Origin of the sequence: Oxalicibacterium sp. (genome assembly GCF_035565035.1) — a bacterium.
Taxonomy (GTDB): Bacteria; Pseudomonadota; Gammaproteobacteria; order Burkholderiales; family Burkholderiaceae_D; genus Oxalicibacterium.
Genome location: NZ_DATMTD010000042.1, coordinates 1 through 21,704, shown reverse-complemented (window position 1 = coordinate 21,704; position 21,704 = coordinate 1). Strand labels below are relative to the sequence as shown.

The 21,704-nt window shown below is 56.7% G+C and carries 18 protein-coding genes and 1 pseudogene; 9 read left to right on the top strand and 10 right to left on the bottom strand.

Annotation, left to right across the window (positions count from 1 at the left end):
• Positions 1-123 precede the first annotated feature (123 nt).
• From asd to aroC, 7 genes are all read right to left on the bottom strand, one after another.
• A complete protein-coding gene (gene asd / locus VN114_RS04080; protein ID WP_414694189.1) occupies positions 124-1,236 on the bottom strand; it encodes an aspartate-semialdehyde dehydrogenase in 1,113 nt (370 codons plus the stop codon).
• 107 nt (positions 1,237-1,343) lie between these two features.
• Positions 1,344-2,414 carry a 3-isopropylmalate dehydrogenase gene (gene leuB, locus VN114_RS04075; RefSeq protein WP_325512257.1) on the bottom strand — a complete coding sequence of 357 codons (1,071 nt, stop codon included), beginning with the start codon at positions 2,412-2,414 and terminating at the stop codon, positions 1,344-1,346.
• A 28-nt stretch (positions 2,415-2,442) separates the two neighbouring features.
• A complete protein-coding gene (gene leuD, locus VN114_RS04070) occupies positions 2,443-3,090 on the bottom strand; it encodes a 3-isopropylmalate dehydratase small subunit (RefSeq protein ID WP_325512255.1) in 648 nt (215 codons plus the stop codon).
• 138 nt (positions 3,091-3,228) lie between these two features.
• On the bottom strand, positions 3,229-3,345 hold the full coding sequence (locus VN114_RS04065) for an entericidin A/B family lipoprotein (protein WP_325512253.1): 117 nt from the start codon (positions 3,343-3,345) through the stop codon (positions 3,229-3,231).
• Positions 3,346-3,375: 30 nt separating this feature from the next.
• Positions 3,376-4,776 carry a 3-isopropylmalate dehydratase large subunit gene (gene leuC / locus VN114_RS04060; protein ID WP_325512251.1) on the bottom strand — a complete coding sequence of 467 codons (1,401 nt, stop codon included), beginning with the start codon at positions 4,774-4,776 and terminating at the stop codon, positions 3,376-3,378.
• Positions 4,777-5,014: 238 nt separating this feature from the next.
• On the bottom strand, positions 5,015-5,839 hold the full coding sequence (locus VN114_RS04055) for a M48 family metallopeptidase (protein ID WP_325512249.1): 825 nt from the start codon (positions 5,837-5,839) through the stop codon (positions 5,015-5,017).
• Between the two features lie 55 nt (positions 5,840-5,894).
• The gene (gene aroC / locus VN114_RS04050; RefSeq protein ID WP_325512247.1) at positions 5,895-6,992 is read right to left on the bottom strand and encodes a chorismate synthase; all 1,098 of its coding nucleotides are present in this window, start codon (positions 6,990-6,992) and stop codon (positions 5,895-5,897) included.
• A 160-nt stretch (positions 6,993-7,152) separates the two neighbouring features.
• Between aroC and VN114_RS04045 the strand changes: the two genes are divergently transcribed.
• Together VN114_RS04045 and VN114_RS04040 are read left to right on the top strand one after the other, a co-directional pair.
• On the top strand, positions 7,153-9,414 hold the full coding sequence (locus tag VN114_RS04045; RefSeq protein ID WP_325512245.1) for a GGDEF/EAL domain-containing response regulator: 2,262 nt from the start codon (positions 7,153-7,155) through the stop codon (positions 9,412-9,414).
• Positions 9,415-9,504: 90 nt separating this feature from the next.
• Entirely contained in the window at positions 9,505-12,594 is a 3,090-nt protein-coding gene (locus VN114_RS04040) for a PAS domain S-box protein (protein ID WP_325512243.1), read from the top strand.
• A gap of 26 nt (positions 12,595-12,620) precedes the next feature.
• Here the strand turns inward: VN114_RS04040 and VN114_RS04035 are convergent.
• Both VN114_RS04035 and VN114_RS04030 read right to left on the bottom strand, forming a co-directional pair.
• A pseudogene (locus VN114_RS04035) lies at positions 12,621-13,922 on the bottom strand (MFS transporter); the annotation flags it as partial.
• 193 nt (positions 13,923-14,115) lie between these two features.
• The gene (locus tag VN114_RS04030; protein WP_325512241.1) at positions 14,116-14,565 is read right to left on the bottom strand and encodes a CBS domain-containing protein; all 450 of its coding nucleotides are present in this window, start codon (positions 14,563-14,565) and stop codon (positions 14,116-14,118) included.
• Positions 14,566-14,818: 253 nt separating this feature from the next.
• Between VN114_RS04030 and VN114_RS04025 the strand changes: the two genes are divergently transcribed.
• Positions 14,819-15,136 (top strand): DUF962 domain-containing protein, encoded by a 318-nt coding sequence (locus VN114_RS04025; protein ID WP_325512239.1) that lies wholly within the window; start codon positions 14,819-14,821, stop codon positions 15,134-15,136.
• Here VN114_RS04025 and VN114_RS04020 read toward each other — a convergent pair.
• Positions 15,133-16,353, bottom strand: coding sequence for a YihY family inner membrane protein (locus tag VN114_RS04020; protein ID WP_325512237.1), 1,221 nt, complete (start codon positions 16,351-16,353; stop codon positions 15,133-15,135). The two genes, VN114_RS04025 and VN114_RS04020, sit on opposite strands and share 4 nt — an antisense overlap.
• Before the next feature lie 169 nt (positions 16,354-16,522).
• Between VN114_RS04020 and wrbA the strand changes: the two genes are divergently transcribed.
• From wrbA to VN114_RS03990, 6 genes are all read left to right on the top strand, one after another.
• Positions 16,523-17,137: an NAD(P)H:quinone oxidoreductase gene (wrbA, locus tag VN114_RS04015; RefSeq protein WP_325512235.1), complete on the top strand. Its 615-nt coding sequence runs from the start codon at positions 16,523-16,525 to the stop codon at positions 17,135-17,137.
• Entirely contained in the window at positions 17,134-17,529 is a 396-nt protein-coding gene (locus tag VN114_RS04010) for a DUF2069 domain-containing protein (protein WP_325512233.1), read from the top strand. Before wrbA ends, VN114_RS04010 begins: the two co-directional genes overlap by 4 nt.
• Entirely contained in the window at positions 17,526-18,932 is a 1,407-nt protein-coding gene (locus VN114_RS04005) for an FAD-binding oxidoreductase (protein WP_325512231.1), read from the top strand. The genes VN114_RS04010 and VN114_RS04005 overlap by 4 nt, the downstream gene beginning before the upstream one ends.
• 33 nt (positions 18,933-18,965) lie before the next feature.
• A complete protein-coding gene (locus VN114_RS04000) occupies positions 18,966-19,391 on the top strand; it encodes a DUF4124 domain-containing protein (protein ID WP_325512229.1) in 426 nt (141 codons plus the stop codon).
• 386 nt (positions 19,392-19,777) lie between these two features.
• Positions 19,778-19,996, top strand: a complete 219-nt coding sequence (locus tag VN114_RS03995; protein WP_325512227.1) for a hypothetical protein — start codon at positions 19,778-19,780, stop codon at positions 19,994-19,996.
• Positions 19,997-20,241: 245 nt separating this feature from the next.
• On the top strand, positions 20,242-21,678 hold the full coding sequence (locus tag VN114_RS03990; protein ID WP_325512225.1) for a catalase: 1,437 nt from the start codon (positions 20,242-20,244) through the stop codon (positions 21,676-21,678).
• Positions 21,679-21,704 lie beyond the last annotated feature (26 nt).

The window sequence follows — 21,704 nt, the reverse complement described above, 5'->3', positions numbered from 1 at the left end:
CTTACGCGTGCAAGCGCAACCATCTTGGCAACTAATTTAAAACCCGCCAATCGTTCGATATTCGAGCCGATTTGGCGGGTTTATGTTGCGTCTGGACAACGCAGGGGCGGTAAAAGCGGCGCTTTACTTATCCAGGATAATGCGCAACATGCGACGCAGCGGTTCGGCCGCCCCCCACAATAACTGGTCACCAATGACGAAGGCGGAGATGTATTCCGGTCCTTGGTTCAATTTGCGGACACGGCCGACGCCGATTTCCAGACCGCCGGTGATCGCGGCCGGCGTCAACTCCTTGACGGTGATCGCGCGCTCGTTCGGTACCCATTTGACCCATTGATTACCTTCACGGATGATCGATTCGATCTCGTTCAGCGGCACGTCTTTTTTCAGTTTGATCGTCAGCGCCAGGCTGTGGCAGCGCATTGCGCCGATACGCACGCACAAGCCGTCGACCGGAATCGGTTGCTCATTGCCGAGGATCTTGTTGACCTCAGCCTGGCCTTTCCACTCTTCTTTCGACTGACCGTTGTCGAGCTGCGCATCGATCCACGGGATCAAGCCGCCAGCCAGTGGCGCGCCAAAAAATTCGGTCGGCACGTCCTGGCGGATCGCCTGCGCGACCTTGCGATCGATATCCAGAATGGCGGACGAAGGCGTTGCCAACTCGTCGGCAACGGCACCGTGCACCACGCCCATGCCGGACAACAATTCACGCATGTGATTCGCGCCACCGCCGGAAGCCGCCTGATACGTCATCGAACTGACCCATTCCACCAAGCCTTTATGGAACAGACCGCCGACACCCATCAGCAGAATAGAGTTGGTGCAATTGCCGCCAATGTAATTCTTCACGCCGCGCGACATCGCATCCTTGATCACGTTCAGATTGACCGGATCGAGAATGATGACTGCGTCGTCCTTCATGCGCAGCGTCGACGCTGCATCGATCCAGTAACCGTTCCAGCCGGCAGCACGCAGTTTCGGGAACACTTCGGTCGTGTAGTCGCCGCCTTGGCAGGTAATGATGATGTCGCACTTTTTCAGCGCGTCGATATCGTTGGCGTCTTGCAGCGTGGTTTCGTTCTTCGCCATGGCCGGAGCCTTGCCGCCCTTGTTCGATGTGGTGAAAAACACAGGTTCAATGTGGTCGAAGTCCTTCTCTTCCTGCATGCGTTGCATCAGGACCGAGCCCACCATACCGCGCCAACCAACCAAGCCAACTAGTTTCATCATCATTTCCTTCGTACGGGCAAATGCGCGAATGCCCTTTTAATCAAGCCGCACAGTCATTCGTGAATGATCTGCGCGGTGAGTCTCTTGCTGCAAGCGCTTAACTTGTTTAATTAAGCCAATGCTTTCAAGACAGCGTCGCCCATCTGCGTGGTGCTGACTTTGGTCGTGCCCGGTTCGTAAATGTCGACCGTACGCAGACCTTGTTTCAATACCGACTTGACCGCTGCTTCGACGCGATCGGCCTGCTCGACCTTGTTCAGCGAGTAGCGCAGCATCATTGCCAGCGACAGGATCTGCGCCAGTGGATTGGCAATGTCCTGCCCGGCGATGTCCGGCGCGGAACCGTGCGACGGCTCATACAGACCCTTGTTGTTCGCATCCAGCGAAGCCGACGGCAGCATGCCGATCGAGCCGGTCAACATGGCCGCGGCATCCGACAGAATATCGCCGAACATGTTGCCGGTCACGACCACGTCGAATTTCTTCGGTGCGCGCACCAGTTGCATTGCGGCGTTGTCGACGTACATGTGATCCAGTTCGACGTCCTTGTATTCCTTGTGGACGTCGGTCACGATGTCGCGCCAGAACTGGAACGTTTCCAGCACGTTGGCCTTGTCGACGCTGGTCAGACGCTTGCCGCGTTTTTGCGCAGCCTGGAATGCCACATGCGCGATGCGACGGATTTCAGGTTCGGTGTAACGCATGGTGTCGAAACCTTCGCGCTCGCCCTTGAACGGACCGTCCGGTGCAGCACGCACACCACGTGGCTGGCCGAAGTAGATGTCGCCGGTCAATTCGCGCACGATCATGATGTCCAGACCGGACACGATTTCAGGCTTCAGCGACGATGCGCCAGCCAGTTCTGGATACAGGATCGCAGGACGGAAGTTGGCGAACAGGCCGAGGTGCTTGCGCAAGCCGAGAATTGCCTGCTCGGGACGCAACGAGCGCTCCAGCGTGTCGTATTTGAAATCGCCGACTGCACCGAACAGAATCGCGTCCGCTTCCTTCGCAACCTTCAGCGTTGATTCAGGCAACGGATGACCGCTGGCTGCATAAGCTGCGCCGCCAACCGGCACGGTTTCGGTTTCAAACTTTTCGCCAAGGGCATTCATCACCTTGACAGCCTGGTTCATGATTTCGGGACCGATGCCGTCGCCCGGCAGAATTGCGATTTTCATTGGATAGCTTCGTAAAGATGGAAATGGGTTAAATCGTGTTGGTCAGCCACGGTTGCGCGGCGAGATGGCGTTCTTCGTACGCGCGAATCTTGTCGGCCTGCTGCAGCGTCAGACCGATGTCGTCGAAGCCGTTCAACAAACAGTATTTACGGAACGCATCGATTTCGAACGGATAGCTTGCACTGCCGCTGGACGTGCTGACCAGTTGTTTTTCCAGGTCAATGACCAGTTTGTAGCCGGGAAAGGCCTTGACTTCGTCAAACAGGTGATCGACTTGCGACTCGGTCAACACCACTGGCAACAGCCCGTTCTTGTAACAGTTGTTGAAGAAAATGTCGGCAAAGCTCGGCGCGATGATCGCGCGAAAACCGTATTGACTCAGCGCCCACGGAGCGTGTTCACGCGACGAGCCGCAACCGAAGTTCTTGCGCGTCAGCAGAATCGACGCACCTTGATAACGCGGCTCGTTCAGCACGAAATCCGGATTGAGCGGACGACGCGAATTGTCCTTGCCCGGTTCGCCCAGATCGAGATAGCGCCATTCGTCGAACAGGTTCGGGCCGAAGCCGGTACGCTTGATCGACTTCAGAAATTGTTTCGGAATGATTGCGTCGGTATCGACGTTGGCGCGATCCAGCGGCGCCACCAAACCATCAAGAAGAGTAAATTTTTCCATGCTGTTCAACTTCGACCTGCGGTGCGACGCAACTACTTGCATTGCACCTGAATTTGTTACGACTGCGTCGACATGCTGTCGACGCGAGAACGGTTGCCTGCCCTATTAGCTATGACAGGCAACCCATCAGGCAACGGCTTACTTGCCTTGAATCTTGTCACCAACGTGTTCGACATCCTTGCCGAAACCGTGAACCGTGTTGCAACCGGCGAGCAGCCAAACGGAAGCAATCAACAATGCGGCGATCTTTTTCATTTTTATCCTCTCTATTTTGGTTTCAGGTGATTACAGCGAACGAACATCGACAAAGTGACCTTCGATACCGGCAGCCGCAGCCATTGCCGGACTGACCAGATGCGTGCGTCCGCCCGCACCCTGACGGCCTTCGAAATTGCGGTTGGACGTCGATGCGCAACGCTCGCCCGGTTCCAGACGATCGGCATTCATGGCCAGACACATCGAGCAGCCAGGTTCACGCCATTCAAAACCGGCGTCCTTGAAAATCTTGTCGAGGCCTTCGCGCTCAGCCTGTTCTTTCACGAGACCGGAACCCGGTACCACCATCGCCAGCTTGACGTTGGACGCGCGATGCTTGCCGCGCACAACCGACGCAGCCGCACGCAAATCCTCGATACGCGAGTTGGTGCAGGAACCGATGAAGACCTTGTCGATGCGAATATCCTCGATCGGCGTGTTCGGTTTCAGGCCCATGTAGACCAGCGCCTTTTCCATGCCATCACGCTTGACTGGATCTTTTTCCTTGTCCGGATCAGGCACACGACCATCGACCGGCACCACCATTTCCGGCGATGTGCCCCAGGTCACTTGCGGCTTGATCTCGGCGGCATTCAGCGTCACGACCATGTCGAACCTGGCACCGGCATCGGAATGCAGCGTGCGCCAGTATTCGACCGCGCGATCCCAGTGCGGACCGACTGGCGAGAACGGACGTCCCTTGACGTAATTGATCGTGGTGTCATCCACAGCCACCATGCCGGCGCGCGCACCGCCTTCGATCGCCATGTTGCAGATGGTCATGCGTCCTTCCATCGACAGCGAACGGATTGCCGAACCGGCAAATTCGATCGCGTAGCCGGTACCGCCTGCGGTGCCGATCTTGCCGATGATGGCCAGCACGATATCTTTTGCCGTCACGCCGACCGGCAATGCGCCGTCAACCTGCACCAGCATCGATTTGGATTTTTTCTGCAACAGCGTTTGCGTTGCCAGCACGTGCTCGACTTCGGACGTGCCGATACCGTGTGCCAGACAACCGAACGCACCGTGTGTCGACGTGTGCGAATCGCCGCAAACAACCGTCATGCCCGGCAACGTTGCGCCCTGTTCAGGCCCGATCACGTGCACGATGCCTTGACGCTTGTCGCGAATGCCGAAATACGTCAGGCGGAATTCTTTCGCATTACTGTCGAGGGTTTCTACCTGCAGTCGCGAGGTCGGATCGGCGATACCGTTTGCGCGATCGGTGGTCGGCACGTTGTGATCGACAACCATCAGGTTGGCGGCATTGCGCCAAGGCTGGCGATGTGCCAGTTTCAGGCCTTCAAACGCCTGCGGGCTGGTCACCTCATGCAGCAGGTGGCGATCGATGTACAAAATGGTGGTGCCGTCATCGCCCGTGTCGACCACGTGCGATTCCCAGAGTTTGTCGTAAAGCGTTTGAGCCATGTTCGTATGCAGATAAGTCAAGTCGGCAAAGGCCGATGAGAAGCTCTCGATTATGCCATATTTGCGCCTGCCGAATCGGTCGGCATCGTCATAAGCAACGCGAGACGGGGCGTTTGTTGACAAGATGAGGACGATTTTTGCCTGCGCAATGGAACCACGGAAACACGCGGCCCTGCGTCATCGCATGGTTATCGCCTGATCGGTCGTTTAGTTGTCCAATTAGCCAGACAATGAACCGCTATTTTCTGGCTTGCTGATAGAGCGGCATCACGCGCTGCGAATAGTCGGTCAAATCGTTGCTGCGATCTGCGCTGGAAGGATGCGTGGAAAGGAAGGTAAGCGGCTCGCCGCCTCCTGTACGAGCCATTTTCTGCCACAACGTCACGGCTGCCCGCGGATCGTAGCCGGCACGCGCAGCCAGTTCGACGCCGATGCGATCGGCTTCCGTTTCATGTGCACGCGAATTCGGCAGCCCGACCAATCCCTTGTATGCATACTGTGCGCCCTGCTGACCGAGATCGCCGATACCCAGCAACGCTGCACCGACCGATATCGCGCTGCCGTACGCCATCTGCTCGGAGACGCGTTCGCGCGCATGTTCCCGCAGTGCGTGGGCGATTTCGTGCCCGAGGACGGCAGCCAACTCGTCGTCGGTCACCTTCAATTTATCGATCAATCCTGTATAAACGGCGATCTTGCCGCCCGGCATGCACCAGGCATTGACTTCATCGGAAGTCAGCACGTTGACTTCCCACTTCCAGTTACGTGCATCCGGGCGAAACACCGGCGTCTGCGCAATCAAACGATCGGTAATGCGACGCACCCGCGCCACCTGTGCAGGATCACGATTCACCTCGTTCTGCTTTTTCTCTGCAGCAATCAGCGTTGTGTATTGTTTGGAAGCGGTCTGCTCCAGTTCCTGTGACGACACCAGCATTCTCTGCTGACGATCGACACCAACCACGCCACCTTGCGTTGTGTGGACGGTTTCGCAAGCGGATACCAGCACCGCGCCTGCGATCAGGAAGAAAGAGAAAAGTGAACGTGAGCGAAGCAGTTTCATTTTGGCACCTCAAAAAAGAAACGAAAGCCAGGTGCTTCCGTCGGCATCAAGCTGCTCAGCGCGTGGCCGGAATCTTCGGAGTGGAAACAGAAACATCGCCGCATTGCGCACGATGTCGCAAGGCGTGATCCATCAGGACCAATGCCAGCATCGCCTCGGCAATCGGCGTGGCACGGATGCCGACACACGGATCATGACGGCCCAGCGTTTCAACCGTAATCGGATTTCCTGCCTTGTCGATCGATTGACGCCCCGTACGAATACTGGAAGTCGGCTTGATCGCAATCGATGCAGTGATGTCCTGTCCGGTCGAAATACCGCCCAGAACGCCGCCCGCGTTGTTGCTGGCAAATCCGTCCGGCGTCAGTTCGTCGCCGTGTTCGGTACCTTTTTGCGCGACCGATTTAAAGCCTGCGCCGATCTCGACGCCCTTCACCGCATTGATGCCCATGAGCGCGTAGGCGATTTCGGCATCGAGCTTGTCGTAGATCGGTTCGCCCAGACCGATCGGCACATTCTCTGCCACCACGTCGATGCGTGCGCCACATGAATCGCCATCGCGACGCAAGGCGTCCATATAGGTTTCCAGCTCGGGAATCATGTCTGCGTTGGCGGCAAAGAAAGGATTCTCTCTGACGTAATCCCAGCTCTGGAACGGGATCGAAATTTCACCCAGCTGGCTCATGCAGCCCTTGAACGTCGTGCCGTACTGTTCCTTCAGCCATTTTTTCGCGATTGCCGCTGCACCGACGACAGGTGCCGTCAGGCGTGCCGACGAACGACCTCCACCGCGTGGATCGCGGATGCCGTATTTGTGCCAGTACGTATAGTCGGCGTGGCCGGGACGGAAGGTCTCGCTGATATTGCTGTAATCCTTGCTGCGCTGATCTTCGTTGCGAATCAGCAATGCAATCGGCGTACCGGTCGTCTTGCCTTCGTAGACGCCAGACAGGATCTCAACCGTATCCGACTCCTGGCGCTGGGTTACGTGTCGTGACGTGCCCGGTTTGCGACGATCCAGTTCAGGCTGAATGTCTGCTTCTGACAACACCATGCCGGGCGGACAGCCGTCGATTACACAACCGATTGCGGGCCCGTGCGATTCGCCAAAAGTTGTAACAGTGAACAAGGTGCCTAAAGTGTTGCCGGACATAATCGGTAAAAAAGAGCCAAATGAAGCAGCCATTCTACCAGTGCAAGGAAGACAATTTGTTCACAATTGCTTCAAGAAAAAGCATTGCCTGATGCCGAATCGGTGTGCAATATACGGTTTCCAAACGGGAAACCCCAAAAAAATCTCGGAGAAGGCACCCATGAGCAAGTCGGTCAGCCATAGCGAGGATGACCTTGTATTTCTGGAAGAAACGGTGCGCGCATCCGGCGACGGCAAGTCAGGGATGAAAGACGATGTCTGGCAGGTCATGATCATCGACGATGATGCAGACGTGCATTCGGCAACGACTTTCGCCCTCAGCAACGTTGAAATACAAAATCGACCGCTGGCATTTTTGCATGCCTATTCTGCACAGCAGGCAAGAGAAATTCTTGCCGCAGAACCGCACGTCGCGGTGATTCTGCTGGATGTTGTCATGGAGCAGCAGGACGAAGGTCTGCAGCTCGTCCATTACATTCGCGATGTATTGCATCGTGCGGAAGTGCGCATCATCCTGCGCACCGGCCAACCCGGCTATGCGCCGGAGATCGATGCGATCCAGCAATTCGACATCAACGACTACAAGACCAAATCCGAACTGACTCGCATCAAGCTGTTCACGGTCGTGACGGCAGCAATCCGTTCGTACGAACAGATCTGCACGATCAATGCCAGCAGCAGCGGACTGGACAAGATTCTGCGTGCCAGCACCGAGCTGATGGCGCTGACCACGCTGGAAGACTTTGCTTCCAGCGTCATTCAGCGCATCGGCAGCCTGCTTGGCATGCCGGACGACGGCCTGCTCTGCGTGCAAGAGACGCTGCATAACCAGCAGACCGAATTATTCGTTGTTGCCGCTAACGGCGCATATCAGGATGTCGTCAATCACCCAGTCTCGTCGTTCGACGATGCGCGTATCGGCAATGCCCTGTCGCGTGCGCTGAATGAACGTCGCAATATCTACGGCCGCGATTTTGCCGCCCTGCATTTCACCGGCGACGCATCGCGCAGCTTCGCTGCCTTTGTGAGGACTGACCGCCCGCTAAATGAAATCGAAATTCGCCTGCTTGAAGTTTTCTGCAGCAATATTTCGGTCGGTCTCGCCAATATCATGCTGGTCAGCCGGCTGCACAATTCCGCATTCTATGATTCGCTGACCAAGCTGCCGAACCGCACGCGCTTGAAAGAAATCATCGACGAAACGCTGGTCACAACACGCACAAATGCTCCACTTGTTTCTCCAACCACGCTGGCGCTGATCGACATCGACCACTTTGCGGAAACGAACGACACGCTCGGCCACCAGTTCGGCGATCTGCTGCTGCTTTCCGTCGCAACGCGTTTGCAGTCCCGTCTTGGCGATCGGCTGATCGTTGCGCGTGTCAGCGGCGACACGTTCGGGGTGTTGGGCGACGACAATCAGGTCAATCCCGATACCGTACTCGCGCAATTCGAAAAGCCATTCAGTATTGATGGGCAGGATGTACAACTGTCGGCCACGGTCGGCCTGGTTCGGCTGTCCGAGCACGAAGGCCGCGGCGTCGAGGCGTTGAAGAATGCCCATATCGCGTTGAAGCGCGCGAAGCTGCAGCAGCGCACCGGCCATTTCTATTTTTCCCAAAGCATGGGCATCGACATCCGCGAACGCGTCAACATGATGCATGCGCTGCGCGCCGCCTTTGAAGAAAAACGCCTGTTCGTCGTCTACCAGCCCCAGATCGACATGATCACGCGAAAACCGGTCGGCGCCGAAGCGTTGCTGCGCTGGCAGCACGAAGACGGCACGATGATTTCGCCGAACCGGTTTATTCCGATTGCCGAATATTCCGGCCTGATCATCGAACTCGGCGAATGGGCGCTGCGCCAGGCTTGCCTGGAAGTGGTTCGCATCCATCAAGGCGGCTTTACCGACTTCATGATGTCGGTCAATGTATCGCAGGTGCAGTTCCGTCATCCGCACTTCCTCGCGATGTTGCGCAAGACCTTAAGCGAAACGGGAGCACCGCCACACTGCATCGAACTCGAGATTACCGAATCGATGGCGATGGAGGAACCCGAAGCGCTGATCAAGCTGCTGGAACAGATCACCGCAACCGGCATCAGCATTGCGATCGACGATTTCGGTACCGGTTTTTCGTCGCTCAGCCATCTGCAGAAACTGAATGTCGACCGCCTGAAAATCGATCGCGCGTTCGTCACGGAAATCACCGAATCGGCGCGCGGCAGCAGCATCGCAGAAGCCATCATCCAGCTCGGTCGCAATCTGGAACTGGATGTCATCGCAGAAGGCGTCGAAGACGAGCGTCAGGCGGAAATTCTGTCTCAACTTGGTTGTGCCGTTGGCCAGGGCTATCTGTTCTCCAGACCGCTGGCGTCCGATGTGCTGCACGACTGGCTGCACAGCCATGCACAGCAGAGCTGATACCGGCGTATCGAAATTTCGGGGCGGCTCTCTCCGGCTGCCCCGCCCCGTTTCTTTCCTTTTTTCATAATCCCGGTACGATCGGGCATCATGAAGAACGCGCTCTTCACCCGCTCGATCTTGTCCGCGGTGGCGATCGGCCTGCTGGTTCCTGCCCTTTTATTCCATGGCTGTCAGTGGCTCTACGGCTTTCATTCGGAAGCGTCTGAAAAAACTGCAAAGCTGGCAGAGGACAGCGCCGTCGTTCTTGCCGACAGCCTGAATGAATCCTTGTGGAATCTGGATCGCAAGGGCTTGACGGCAAAGTTGACTACCGCGTTTGCCCGCAATGGCGATCTCATACGTGTCGATGTGCGTGACAACAAGCGCATTCTGTTAGCCACGGATCAACGCGCGGAAAGAAGGAATGGCCCAGCTTCGACCACAACGATCGACGTCGAATATCGCGGTCAGTCTGCAGGTTCGCTGGTTGTAGAAGTCAGCGGCAAACGCCTGCAGGAACAAGTGACTGCAACCCTGCGGCAGGAAATGCTGTGGCTGGCGGCGCAACTTGCACTCTCCTCCCTGCTGATTCTGCTGCTGTTACGACGATATTTTTCGTCGCACCGGGAGATCTCGTCTCCTCTCACGCCCTCATCCAGCAAGACGACGCAATGTCCGCCGGAAGAAATGCTTCCTGCACCTTCACAGGACACCACGCTCCTGCATATTCTGGTTGAGCAGAATCCGATCGCCGTCATCAAATGGGATGCCAATCATCAGGTTATTGAATGGAATCCGGCGGCGGAAAGCATGTTTGGTTATCGTCGCGAACAAGTGATGGGACGGCACGCGCGCTTTCTCGTACCGCACGACCAGCAAGCCGGCTTTAATGCGACCGGCATGCCGAAGTTGCGCCAGAACCTGACTGCCGGCGGCGATCTGTTGATCTGCGAGTGGTCCGATATCGATCTCGGTGACGGCTGGCTTTCGCTGGTGGAAGACATGACGGAGAAACGTCGTTCGCCGGAAATGCAGCGTCTGTCCGAAATCAAGTTCGAAGGCGCATTCCGCTTCAATCCGGATGCGGTGTTGATCACGCGCGTCAGCGACGGCACCTACCTGGAAGTCAATGCCGCATTCGAACGGCTGAGCGGCTACACACGCAAGGAATGGGCCGGCAAGACGGCGCTGCAACTGCACATCTGGCTGTTTCCCGAAGAACGTGAAGAACTTTTCCGGCAACTTGCCCAGCGCAATACGGTGCAGGACTTTTCGTGGAGCATGCGCAACAAGGCAGGCGAAATCCGTAACTGCCTGATCAACGCCACGCGCTTTGCAGTGGATGACGAACGTTATGTGCTGGCTGTCATTCGCGATGTAACCGATCAACGCCTGCTGGAAGAACAAAAGGCAGAAGCCGACCATGCCCTTTTAAGATTGGCGCAAGGCACGCAGGGGATCGCCGGCGAATCGTTCTTCGAATTACTGGTTGCCGATCTGGCTTCCGCGCTGCGCACGGACTGTGCCTTCATCAGCCTTGCTGAACCGAATGACCCGGCGCGCATGCAGTTACTCGCTTCATACCGGCACGGACACGATGCCGATGCGGCCGATGCCGCTGATTATCCGTTGCCCGGTGCGCCGTGCGAACGCGTGATGGCCGGGCAGTTGCACGTATTCGCCAGCGATGTCGAACAGACGTTCCCGGACTATCCATCGCTGAAGGAACAAGGCTGGGACAGCTACGCGGGTGCGCCGCTGCACGATGCCACCGGTCGCATCATCGGCGTATTGGCCGTCATGCATTCGAAGGCGTTGCGCAATCCCGATCTGGTCCGCTCTCTGTTGCGGGTCTTCAGTGAACGCGCATCCGCGGAACTCGAACGCAAGCAGGCTGAAAAGGAATTGCGTTTCAGCGAACAGCGTTTTGCCACCATCTTTCATTCCACACCAATGGCGATGTATGTCACGCAGATCAGCAGCAACAGCGTGGTCAAGGACGTCAACAGCGCCTTTGAACAATTATTCCTGCGACCGCGCGATGCCGTCATCGGCAAAAATACGCAAGACCTGAAAATGTTCTGCACGCCATCAGACCGCGACATGCTGCTGGAAGAATTGAAAGCCACCGGCAGCATCCGCGACCTGAACGAAGTCTGGATGGTGCGCGGCAACGGCAGTGAAATCCTGATCCAGTATTCAGGTCATATTTTCCAGCTGGAGGGCGAACAGTACGGCATCTTCGCCTGCCAGGACATTACGGAAAAACGTCGCATTGAAAATGAAATCCGCGAGCTCAACGCCACGCTCGAAGACCGCGTCGTCGAACGCACGGAAGAACTGCAGCAAGCCAATCAGGAACTGGAAACCACGCTGGAAGCGCTGAATCAGGCGCACGAGGAACTGGTCAACAATGAAAAACTTGCTGCGCTGGGCGCTCTGGTTGCCGGGATCTCGCACGAATTGAACACGCCGATCGGCAACAGCCTGATGGTGGCCAGTACGCTGACCGATCAGACCACGGCATTGGCGGAAGCCTATCGCAATCACCAAGGCATCAAGCGCTCGACGCTGGAAAATTACGTAGCCGATGTCGGCAAGGCCGGTGACATCCTTGTGCGCAACCTGCATCGGGCAGCGGATCTCGTCAACAGTTTCAAGCAGGTGGCGATCGACCAGACCAGTTCGCAACGACGCAGCTTTTCTCTGGCGGAAGTCACCGGCGAAATTCTGCTGACGTTATGGCCGGTGATTCGCAAAAGTCCGTTCATCGTCGAACAGGGCATTCCGGATGACCTGGTGTTCGACAGTTATCCCGGTCCTCTGGGGCAGGTACTGAACAACCTCATCAACAATGCGCTGCTGCACGGTTTCGAAGGACGAAATCAGGGAGCGATCGTGATCGCCGCACGCGCCGTCGATGGTATGGAAGGCTGGGTTGAACTGACTGTCAGGGACGATGGCGTCGGCATTCCTACCGCCAACCTGAATCGCATCTTCGATCCTTTCTTCACGACCAAGCTCGGGGAAGGCGGTTCCGGCCTCGGCCTCAACATCACGCACAACATCGTCAGCGGCGTCCTCGGTGGTCGTGTGCGTGTGCAAAGTGCAGTTGGTGTCGGTACGACATTCACGTTGCTGTTACCGTTGTCCGCACCGCAGCGGCACAACGACAACGATGCGTTGCATCCGGAATGACATGAACGTCATCGACGCAAACCGGTCCACGCCAGAAAGCGCTGCAGGAATTCCGGCATCGCGGCCAGAATGACGATCAGCACGACGGCGTTCAGCAGTGCCGTCACCAGGAACAACTGCGGAATATTCAAACCCATCTTCAGCAATACCATCGCCAGCAACGCAGCGATCACCATGAACAATGCATTCAGGATATTCATGCCGGCAATCGTGCGTGAAATATGCGTCGGCTCGCAGCGCGTCTGGATCAGCGCAAACAATGGCACGATGTAAAACCCGCCGAACACGCCAATCATCAAACAATCGAACAGGATGCGCATGCTGCCGGACTGGTGGACGAAACTGGCGATATCGACAAGTGCATTACCGGCATATGCATTACTCGCCAGATACAAATCGATACCGAACAGTGTCAAGCCCAGTGCACCGAATGGCATCAAGCCGATTTCCACCTTGCGGCCCGACAGGCGTTCGCACATCAGGGAGCCCGTACCTATACCCAGCGAAAATATCGTCAGCAACAGCACGAAGATGCTGTGATCGCCGTTCAAATACTCTTTCGAATACAGAGGGAATTGCGCCAGCACGATCGAGCCGTAAAACCAGAACCAGGAATTCGCCAGCATCGCGATAAAGACCGATCGATTGCGCATCGAAAAACGGATGTTGCGTACCGTTTCGGTGGCGATGTTCCAGTTGATTTGCAGGTCAGGCGCCGGTGCCGGAGAATGCGGCATCGCGCGACCGGCCACCCAGCCGGCCACCGCGATGACAATCGCGCCGACCGCCACATATTCGATGCCCCACGGTTTCTGCGATACCAGCACGGCACCGAGAACTTCACCCAGCAGAATGCCGACAAAAGTCCCCATCTGTACCACGCCGTTCCCGCCCGTCAGCTCGTCGGCATGCAATTTCTGCGGCAGATATGCGTGCTTGATCGGACCAAACAGCGTTGAGTGCAAACCCATGCCGGCAACCGCGGCGATCAGCAGCCACAGGTCATGCCGCATCCAGCCGATTGCGGCAACCAGCATGATCGCGATTTCCAGCAGTTTGATGTAGCGCACCATGCCGGATTTTTCGAACTTGTCGGCCAGTTGCCCGGCCAGCGCCGAGAAGAGTACAAAAGGCAAAATGAACAGGCCGGGAATCAGGTTGTTCAGCAACCCGCGATCCATCGTCGTCCAGTCCAGTGCCGAGAACGTCAGTACGGTCAGCAACGCCGTCTTGAATACGTTGTCGTTGAAAGCACCAAGAAACTGCGCCCAGAAGAACGGTGCGAAGCGGCGTTGCGCGAGCAACGAGAATTGGCCTGGTTTGCGCATGAAAAATGGAAGGACGACAGACGGTTGCTGGGAACGGGCAATTGACGTGAAATGCATTACGCCGTTTTCGAATCACCGGATTGTAAGGGATGCCAAAGAATGCGACGAAAAAACAAAACCGTTCGCGCATCCCTCGGGATGTGCGAACGGTTTCAGCTGCCAACGGCGCTCGCTGGATCAGCGGCGCAACGTTCTATCTCTCGTCAGCCTCTGCTGGCCAATCCTGGATATACGATTTCAGCATCTTGTTCTCGAAGCTCTGCGCTTCCAGCACCGCTTTTGCGACGTCGTAAAACGACATCACCCCGACCAGCGACTTGCCTTCCAGCACAGGCACGTAACGTGCGTGCTCTTCCAGCATCATGCGTCGCACGTCGTTGAGATCGGTATCGGATGTGATCGTGATGGGATTCTTGTTCATGTGCTTGCGCACCGGTTCGCTGCCGATCGTGCCGCCGTTGGCATGCAGCGTTGCCATCACTTCGCGGAATGAGAGCATTCCGATCAGGTCGCCGCCCTCCATCACGACCAGCGAACCGATGTCCTTCTCCGCCATTGCATTGACAGCGTCCAGCATCGGGCTGTCTGGCGTCACCGTGAAGAGAATGTTTCCTTTTACCTTGAGTATTTCGGATACTTTCATGGGACCGTCCTCGCACGTTATGGTTTTACTTCGGACAATTGCAATGTAGCCCAAGCGCAGTGAAAAATCCACTATCCGGGATGGCGTAAGGAACGTGTCAGGAAACACGCTTCCGCAGGACAGGCGTCGGGGTTCACTGATACGACAACGCATTGCGCAAAAATATCCGCACGCTCTCGTCGACGCAGAATCGACTTGCATCCGGACCGTATGCGTACTAGTCTGAAATCACGGCAGCAGGAGGAGGAATATCATGGCTGTGATCGCACACAAGGCGCACGCTACATTCACCGAGTTCTATACCGATTACCTGAGCGGGCATACCGACAGGACGTCGCGCGAACTGCATTTCTTCGGCTCAACGCTGGCAATTTTCTTTTTGATTGCGTTAGTGCTGACCGGCAATGTCGTATGGCTGGTTGCGGCAGCACTGTCGTTCTATGGTTTCGCATGGATCGGGCATCTGATGTTCGAAAAAAACCGTCCCGCCTCATGGCGCCAGCCCTTCTACTCATTCGCAGCGGCATGGCTGATGTACTGGCAATTGCTGACCGGGCAGGTTTCCTTCTAGTGCGCTGCTTGCGCGAAATGTGCGCTCAGCGATTGATTCAATCCTTCTTCGACTGCCCCTTCAACCTGTTTTGCCAGGGCTGCATTGCCGGACGCATCGAACACGAACAGGCGATAAATATCGGCCAGTGTCAGATATTGCGGATTGGCGAGCAGTACCCAGCTATCCAGGCCATCGGTAATGCGCTTGCCCCATTGCATGCGGCGCGTGCCTTCTGCCTTGATGCGTCCGACCCAACCGGCGTCCAGCATCTTCTGCAATAACGCTTCCGCCTCGTCGAAACCCAGGCGCGTCTTGTCTCGAATCAGCTTTGTATCGACCACGGCAGATTGCGACGATGCACGCGCGACGTACAGCACCTCAAGCAAGGCCATCGCATCGACAAACGCGCTGCCCGGCTGCGGTACATGCCACCAGCGTTCGTACTTGACGATCGGCAGCGCTGCGGTCACAACTGCACCGCCCAGCGTGATCAACCAGCCCAGATAGAGCCACACCAGAAAAATCGGGAATGCCGCCACCGCGCCATAAATCACTGTATACGTCGGCACCTTGACGACGAAAATCGCGAACAATCGCTTGATGATTTCGAACGCCAGCGCAGCCAGCAAGCCGCCGCACAATGCATCACGCCATTCGACCGGCCGGTTCGGCACAACGATATACAGCAGCGTGAACGCCACCGTCGTCAACAGGATGGAAATCGACGAATAGAACATGCCGCCCAAGAACGGCACATGCCTGACCGCGCCATTGGTCGCAGAGAACAGGTATGACGTCAGCGTGATGGACGCACCGATCAGCAACGGTCCCAGCGTGACAATTGCCCAGTAGACGAGAATGCGCTGCGTGATCGGTCGCTTGGTCTTTACGCGCCAGATCTGGTTGAACACGCGGTCGATCATCAACATCATCGCCACTGCCGTCACGATCAGGGCCACCGCACCGAAGGCCGACAATCGCGTCGCCTTGCTGGAGAACTGCGTCAGGTAACCGAGGATGGTGTTGGCAATGCCTCGCGGCATCAGGTTCTGCACGAAGTATGCTTCCAGCGATGCGCGGAAGGTATTGAACAACGGGAAGGTCGTGAAGATCGCCAACGCAATCGTCAGGATCGGCACCAGCGCCAGCACGGTTGTGAAAGTCAGGCTGCCTGCCACCTGCGGCAATCTTTCCTCGTCCAGCCTGCGTGCGGCAAAACGGAAAAGATCACGCATTTGCGTCCATGTCAGGTCGCGTGAAAAAGTAAATCGTTTCAATCCGGGAAGCTTCATTATTCTTGGGTTCGTCCGCGTGGTTGCCCGTATGGTCGGGTCGCGCATTCGGCCTGCATTCGGTTAAGAGAGGCAGGATTTATTGTCTGTAAAGCATCCTATAATAACAAGCATGTCTACCTCCACACTCCCTATTCTCGTTTTGTACTATTCGCGTCACGGTTCGACGCGCAAGCTCGCCGAATTGATCGGCCAGGGCATCGACAGCGTGGCCGGTTGCGAAGCCCGCCTGCGCACGGTACCGGCGGTTTCCACTGTGACGGAAGCGACTGCGTCGGCCGTGCCCGATGAAGGCGCGCCGTATGTCGAATTGCGTGATCTCGAAGAATGCGCAGCGCTTGCGCTCGGTTCGCCGACCCGCTTCGGAAACATGGCTGCGCCAATGAAGTATTTCTGGGATGGCACGACATCGCAATGGCTGGCCGGTGCGTTGGCCGGCAAACCCGCCTGCGTCTTCACTTCGACCGGCAGCCTGCACGGCGGGCAGGAATCGACGTTGTTGTCGATGATGCTGCCATTGATGCATCACGGCATGCTGCTGCTCGGTGTACCGTACACGCAGGCTGAACTGATGACCACCAGTACGGGCGGCACGCCATATGGTGCGTCGCACTGGTCCGGTGTCAGCGGCACGCAGGCGATTTCTGCCGAAACGCGCACCTTGACCATCGCACTCGGCAAGCGCCTGGCGGAAACCGCCGTCAAACTGCACAAAGCCGGCGCATGATATCGCCGCAACATCAGTCAATTCTTCACCGCGGCGCAGTTGCCGCCCTGATCGCATTGATCATTCTGTGCGTCGCGTGGGAAACGTTGCTGGCTCCGGTGCGTCCCGGCAGTTTCTGGCTGGCGCTGAAAGCCCTGCCTTTGCTGATTCCATTGCGTGGCATCGTTAAACGCGATCTCTACACAATGCAATGGTCGTCCATGCTGATTCTCCTCTATCTGGCCGAAGGTATCGTGCGAGGCTGGAGCGATGGCGGACTTTCTTCACTGCTTGGCTGGATCGAGGTCGCGCTGGTTGTCTTGTTCTTTATCTGCACTATCTGCTACCTGCGCCCGTACAAGAAAGCGGCAAAGGCGTTGACCAAACAAGCGTTGCGGAAAGCCGCTGAATGACAGGCTTCATTGCAGCCTGCCGTAATGCAATCGGCGCCCGGTACGTGCTGACCGATGCTGTCGATATCGCGCCTTACCTGCTCGATAAACGCGGCCGTTTTACCGGCAGCGCCTGCGCTGTGGTTCGCCCCGGCTCGACCGAAGAAGTCGCCGCCACCGTCCGTCTCTGCAACGATTTCAATGTGCCGATCGTGCCGCAAGGCGGCAATACCGGCCTCGTACTCGGCAGCGTTCCCGACGACAGTGGCAAGGCGATCGTTCTCTCGCTGCAGCGCCTGAATGCCATCCGCAACATCGATGCCGTCAACAATACGATGACCGTCGACGCCGGTTGCATTTTGCAGCACGTACAGCAAGCCGCGGGCAATGTGCAACGACTGTTTCCACTGTCACTGGCCGCAGAAGGCAGTTGCACGATTGGCGGCAACCTGTCGTCGAACGCCGGCGGCACCGCCGTCCTGCGTTACGGTAACAGCCGCGAATTGTGCCTCGGGCTGGAAGTCGTGACGCCGCAAGGCGACATCTGGAACGGGCTGCGCGCACTGCGCAAGGACAATACCGGTTACGACCTGCGCGATCTCTACATCGGTGCGGAAGGTACGCTCGGCATCATCACCGCCGCCGTACTCAAGCTCTTTCCGCAACCGAAGGCGCAACGTACCGCGCTGGTCGCCCTGCGCACGGTCGACGATGCGCTACGATTGCTGATGCTGGCGCAACAGCAGTGTGGCGCGGCATTGACAGGATTCGAGTTGATGTCCGCTTTTTGCATGACGCTAGTTCAAAGACATTTTCCGCAAACGCGCGCACCGTTCCCCGCAGCTTATGCACACTATGCGTTGATCGAACTGTCCGACAGCGAATCGGATGAACATGCAGGCATGCTGCTCGACAATGTGATCGGTGCCGCCATGTCGCAGGACATTGCGCCGGATGCAGTCGTCGCGACCTCGCTCGCGCAATCGACCGCCTTGTGGGAATTGCGCGAACGCATTCCGCTGGCGCAAGCCGCCGAAGGGCGCAACGTCAAGCACGACGTCGCGCTGCCGATTTCACGAATCGGCGATTTCATCGCGACCACGGACGCTTTACTGCAGCAGGCGATCCCCGGGCTGCGCATGGTGACGTTCGGCCATGTTGGTGACGGCAACCTGCATTACAACGTGGCCCAACCGGAAAATGAACCGGACAGCTTTCTGCTGCCGCATCAGGCTGCGATCAATCGCATCGTGCACGACAGCGTCCATCATTTCGGCGGATCGATCTCGGCCGAACACGGACTGGGTGCGTTGAAGCGGGATGAAATCCTGCGTTACAAATCCGCTGTCGAAATGAACCTGATGCGCACGATCAAACAGGCGCTCGATCCGCGCAACCTTATGAATCCGGGCAAGGTCGTTTAGCCAAAACTGTTTTCCCACTCACTGCGAGGTACCATGCAACCGCTGCTGCTTCTCGTCCTTCTCACTATTTCCGCGCCGGCACTGGCGATTTACAAGTGCGAATCAGCTGGTCGCACCGCCTACAGCGATGCGCCGTGCCATGACGGCAAAGGGGCCGCACTCGACATCGATACCAGACCGTCCGGCGATCCGGAAGCGGCGCAACAACAGCTGTCGCAGGAAAAACGCGAACTGCAGCGTATCGAAAACGCGCGCCAAAAACAGCAAGCCATCGATCAGCGCGAACGCCGCAAACTGTACAAGGCCAGCGAAGCGAAGAAAAAGAAGTGTGCCGATCTGGCATTGCGAAAAAAATGGGCGGATGAAGATGCCTCCTCTGCCCATCCGAAATCCCAGGAACGCGCGAAACGTACGGCCAGGCGCGCTAACGAGAAACATGAACTGGAATGTGCGGCGTGAGTGAAATGATCTAAGGTCTGACCATTCGCCGCGAACTTGCCGTGGCGAAAAGTCGGCCGGTCATTTTTTACGATAACGACCGGAACAGACCGCATGTCAAATTCCGGTCACATCGACTTGATATTCTGTGCGCCTGCTCTGTAAAGAGCCGCTCTGGCGGTGTCATTGCCGCCCTACCGGCGCTGGCGGTCGGGAAACATACCAGCACCAATTCACGCAATGGCACGGGACTGACGCGCAGATCTTCTGCCCGCTATTTCGTCAGGCCGCATGCACGGTTGTCACACCTCATGTTATAAATAACGCTCTGTCAGCATCCGGTTTCGGGCAGCCGAACCATGCAAGTCTGCCCGATTGTCTTGTCATATTTCTTATCAGGAGATTTTATGAAAAAGATTGCAGAATTCAGAGTCAAAAGCGACGCCGGCAAGGAGCTTGTCATTGAACAGGATGACAAAGGGCGTACCTATCTCGATTTCGGCTCGGTAAAACTGCCGCATGACTTCGTCGGTTATCGCATCAAGGATACCGATCGCATCATGGAAGACCTCGGCAACGGCAAGTTCAAGCTCAAGGGCAGCAACGAAACCTATAATCGCATCTGAAAATGACATCGGAAGCGGAAATGTCCTTTTCCGCTTCATTTCCTGCATCCGGCCCCATCACCGGCATCTCCCTCAGCATTTCCGCTCGCACAGCAGTTTTTTCACGGTCACGCGATAGAGAATTTCTTGCACCGCCATCGTTATTTACAAACGACCATACGCACATCCCGGGCTAGAATCGGCGGGCACTCTCCTTTCATCACAGAATTCATCCGTCTCGCACCTTCACATTGAATGGAATAAAAATGTCCAATAAAAAACTGACCACCGTTGCAGGCGCCCCCGTCCCTGATAACCAGAACGTCCTGACTGCAGGTCCGCGCGGACCGCAGTTATTGCAGGATGTCTGGTTCCTTGAAAAACTCGCCCATTTCGATCGTGAAGTCATCCCCGAGCGCCGCATGCATGCCAAGGGCTCTGCTGCATTCGGTACCTTTACCGTGACCAACGACATCACCCAGTACACAAAGGCAAAACTGTTTTCGCAGATCGGCAAGAAGACCGATCTGTTCCTGCGCTTTTCCACCGTTGCCGGCGAACGCGGCGCAGCCGATGCAGAACGCGACATCCGCGGTTTTGCCGTCAAGTTCTATACCGAAGAAGGCAACTGGGATCTGGTCGGCAACAACACGCCGGTTTTTTTCTTCCGCGATCCGCTCAAATTTCCTGACCTGAACCATGCGGTCAAACGCGACCCGCGCACCAACATGCGCAGCGCAAAAAACAACTGGGATTTCTGGACCTCGCTGCCGGAAGCACTGCATCAAGTCACGATTGTGATGAGCGATCGCGGCATTCCATCTTCGTATCGCCACATGCACGGCTTCGGCTCGCATACGTTCAGCTTCCTGAACGCGAAGAACGAGCGCTTCTGGGTCAAGTTCCACTTTCGCACGCATCAGGGCATCAAGAATCTGACCGATGCCGAAGCAACCGAACTCGTTGGCCGCGACCGCGAAAGCGCTCAGCGCGATCTGTACGACTCGATCGAGAAAAAGGACTTCCCCCGCTGGACGATGTCGGTGCAGATCATGCCGGAAATGGACGCGGAAAAAGTCCCTTATCATCCGTTCGACCTGACGAAGATCTGGCCGAAGAAAGACTATCCGCTGATCGAAGTCGGTGTGCTGGAACTCAATCGCAATCCGGACAATTACTTTGCCGAAGTCGAACAGGCCGCGTTCAATCCGGCCGCCATTGTTCCCGGCATCAGCTTCTCGCCGGACCGCATGCTGCAAGGTCGTCTGTTCTCGTACGGCGATGCCGCGCGCTACCGTCTCGGCGTCAATCACCACCAGATTCCGGTCAATACGCCAAAGTGTCCGTTCCATTCTTTCCACCGCGACGGTGCAATGCGAGTGGACGGCAATCACGGCAGCCTGCTTCACTATGAGCCCAACAGCTATAACGAGTGGCAGGAGCAACCGGATTTCCGCGAGCCTCCGCTGAAGCTGAACGGTGCAGCCGATCGTTTCGATTTCCGGATGGACGACGACGATTATTATTCGCAACCGCGCGCACTGTTCAAACTGATGACGCCTGCACAACAACAGGCGCTGTTCGACAATACGGCACGCGCAATGGGCGACGCGCCGATCGAGATCAAGCAGCGTCACATCGACAATTGCATGAAATGCGATCCGGCTTATGGCACCGGCGTGAAAAAGGCGCTCGGCCTCTGATCGACATGGACGGCCGGACAAAACCC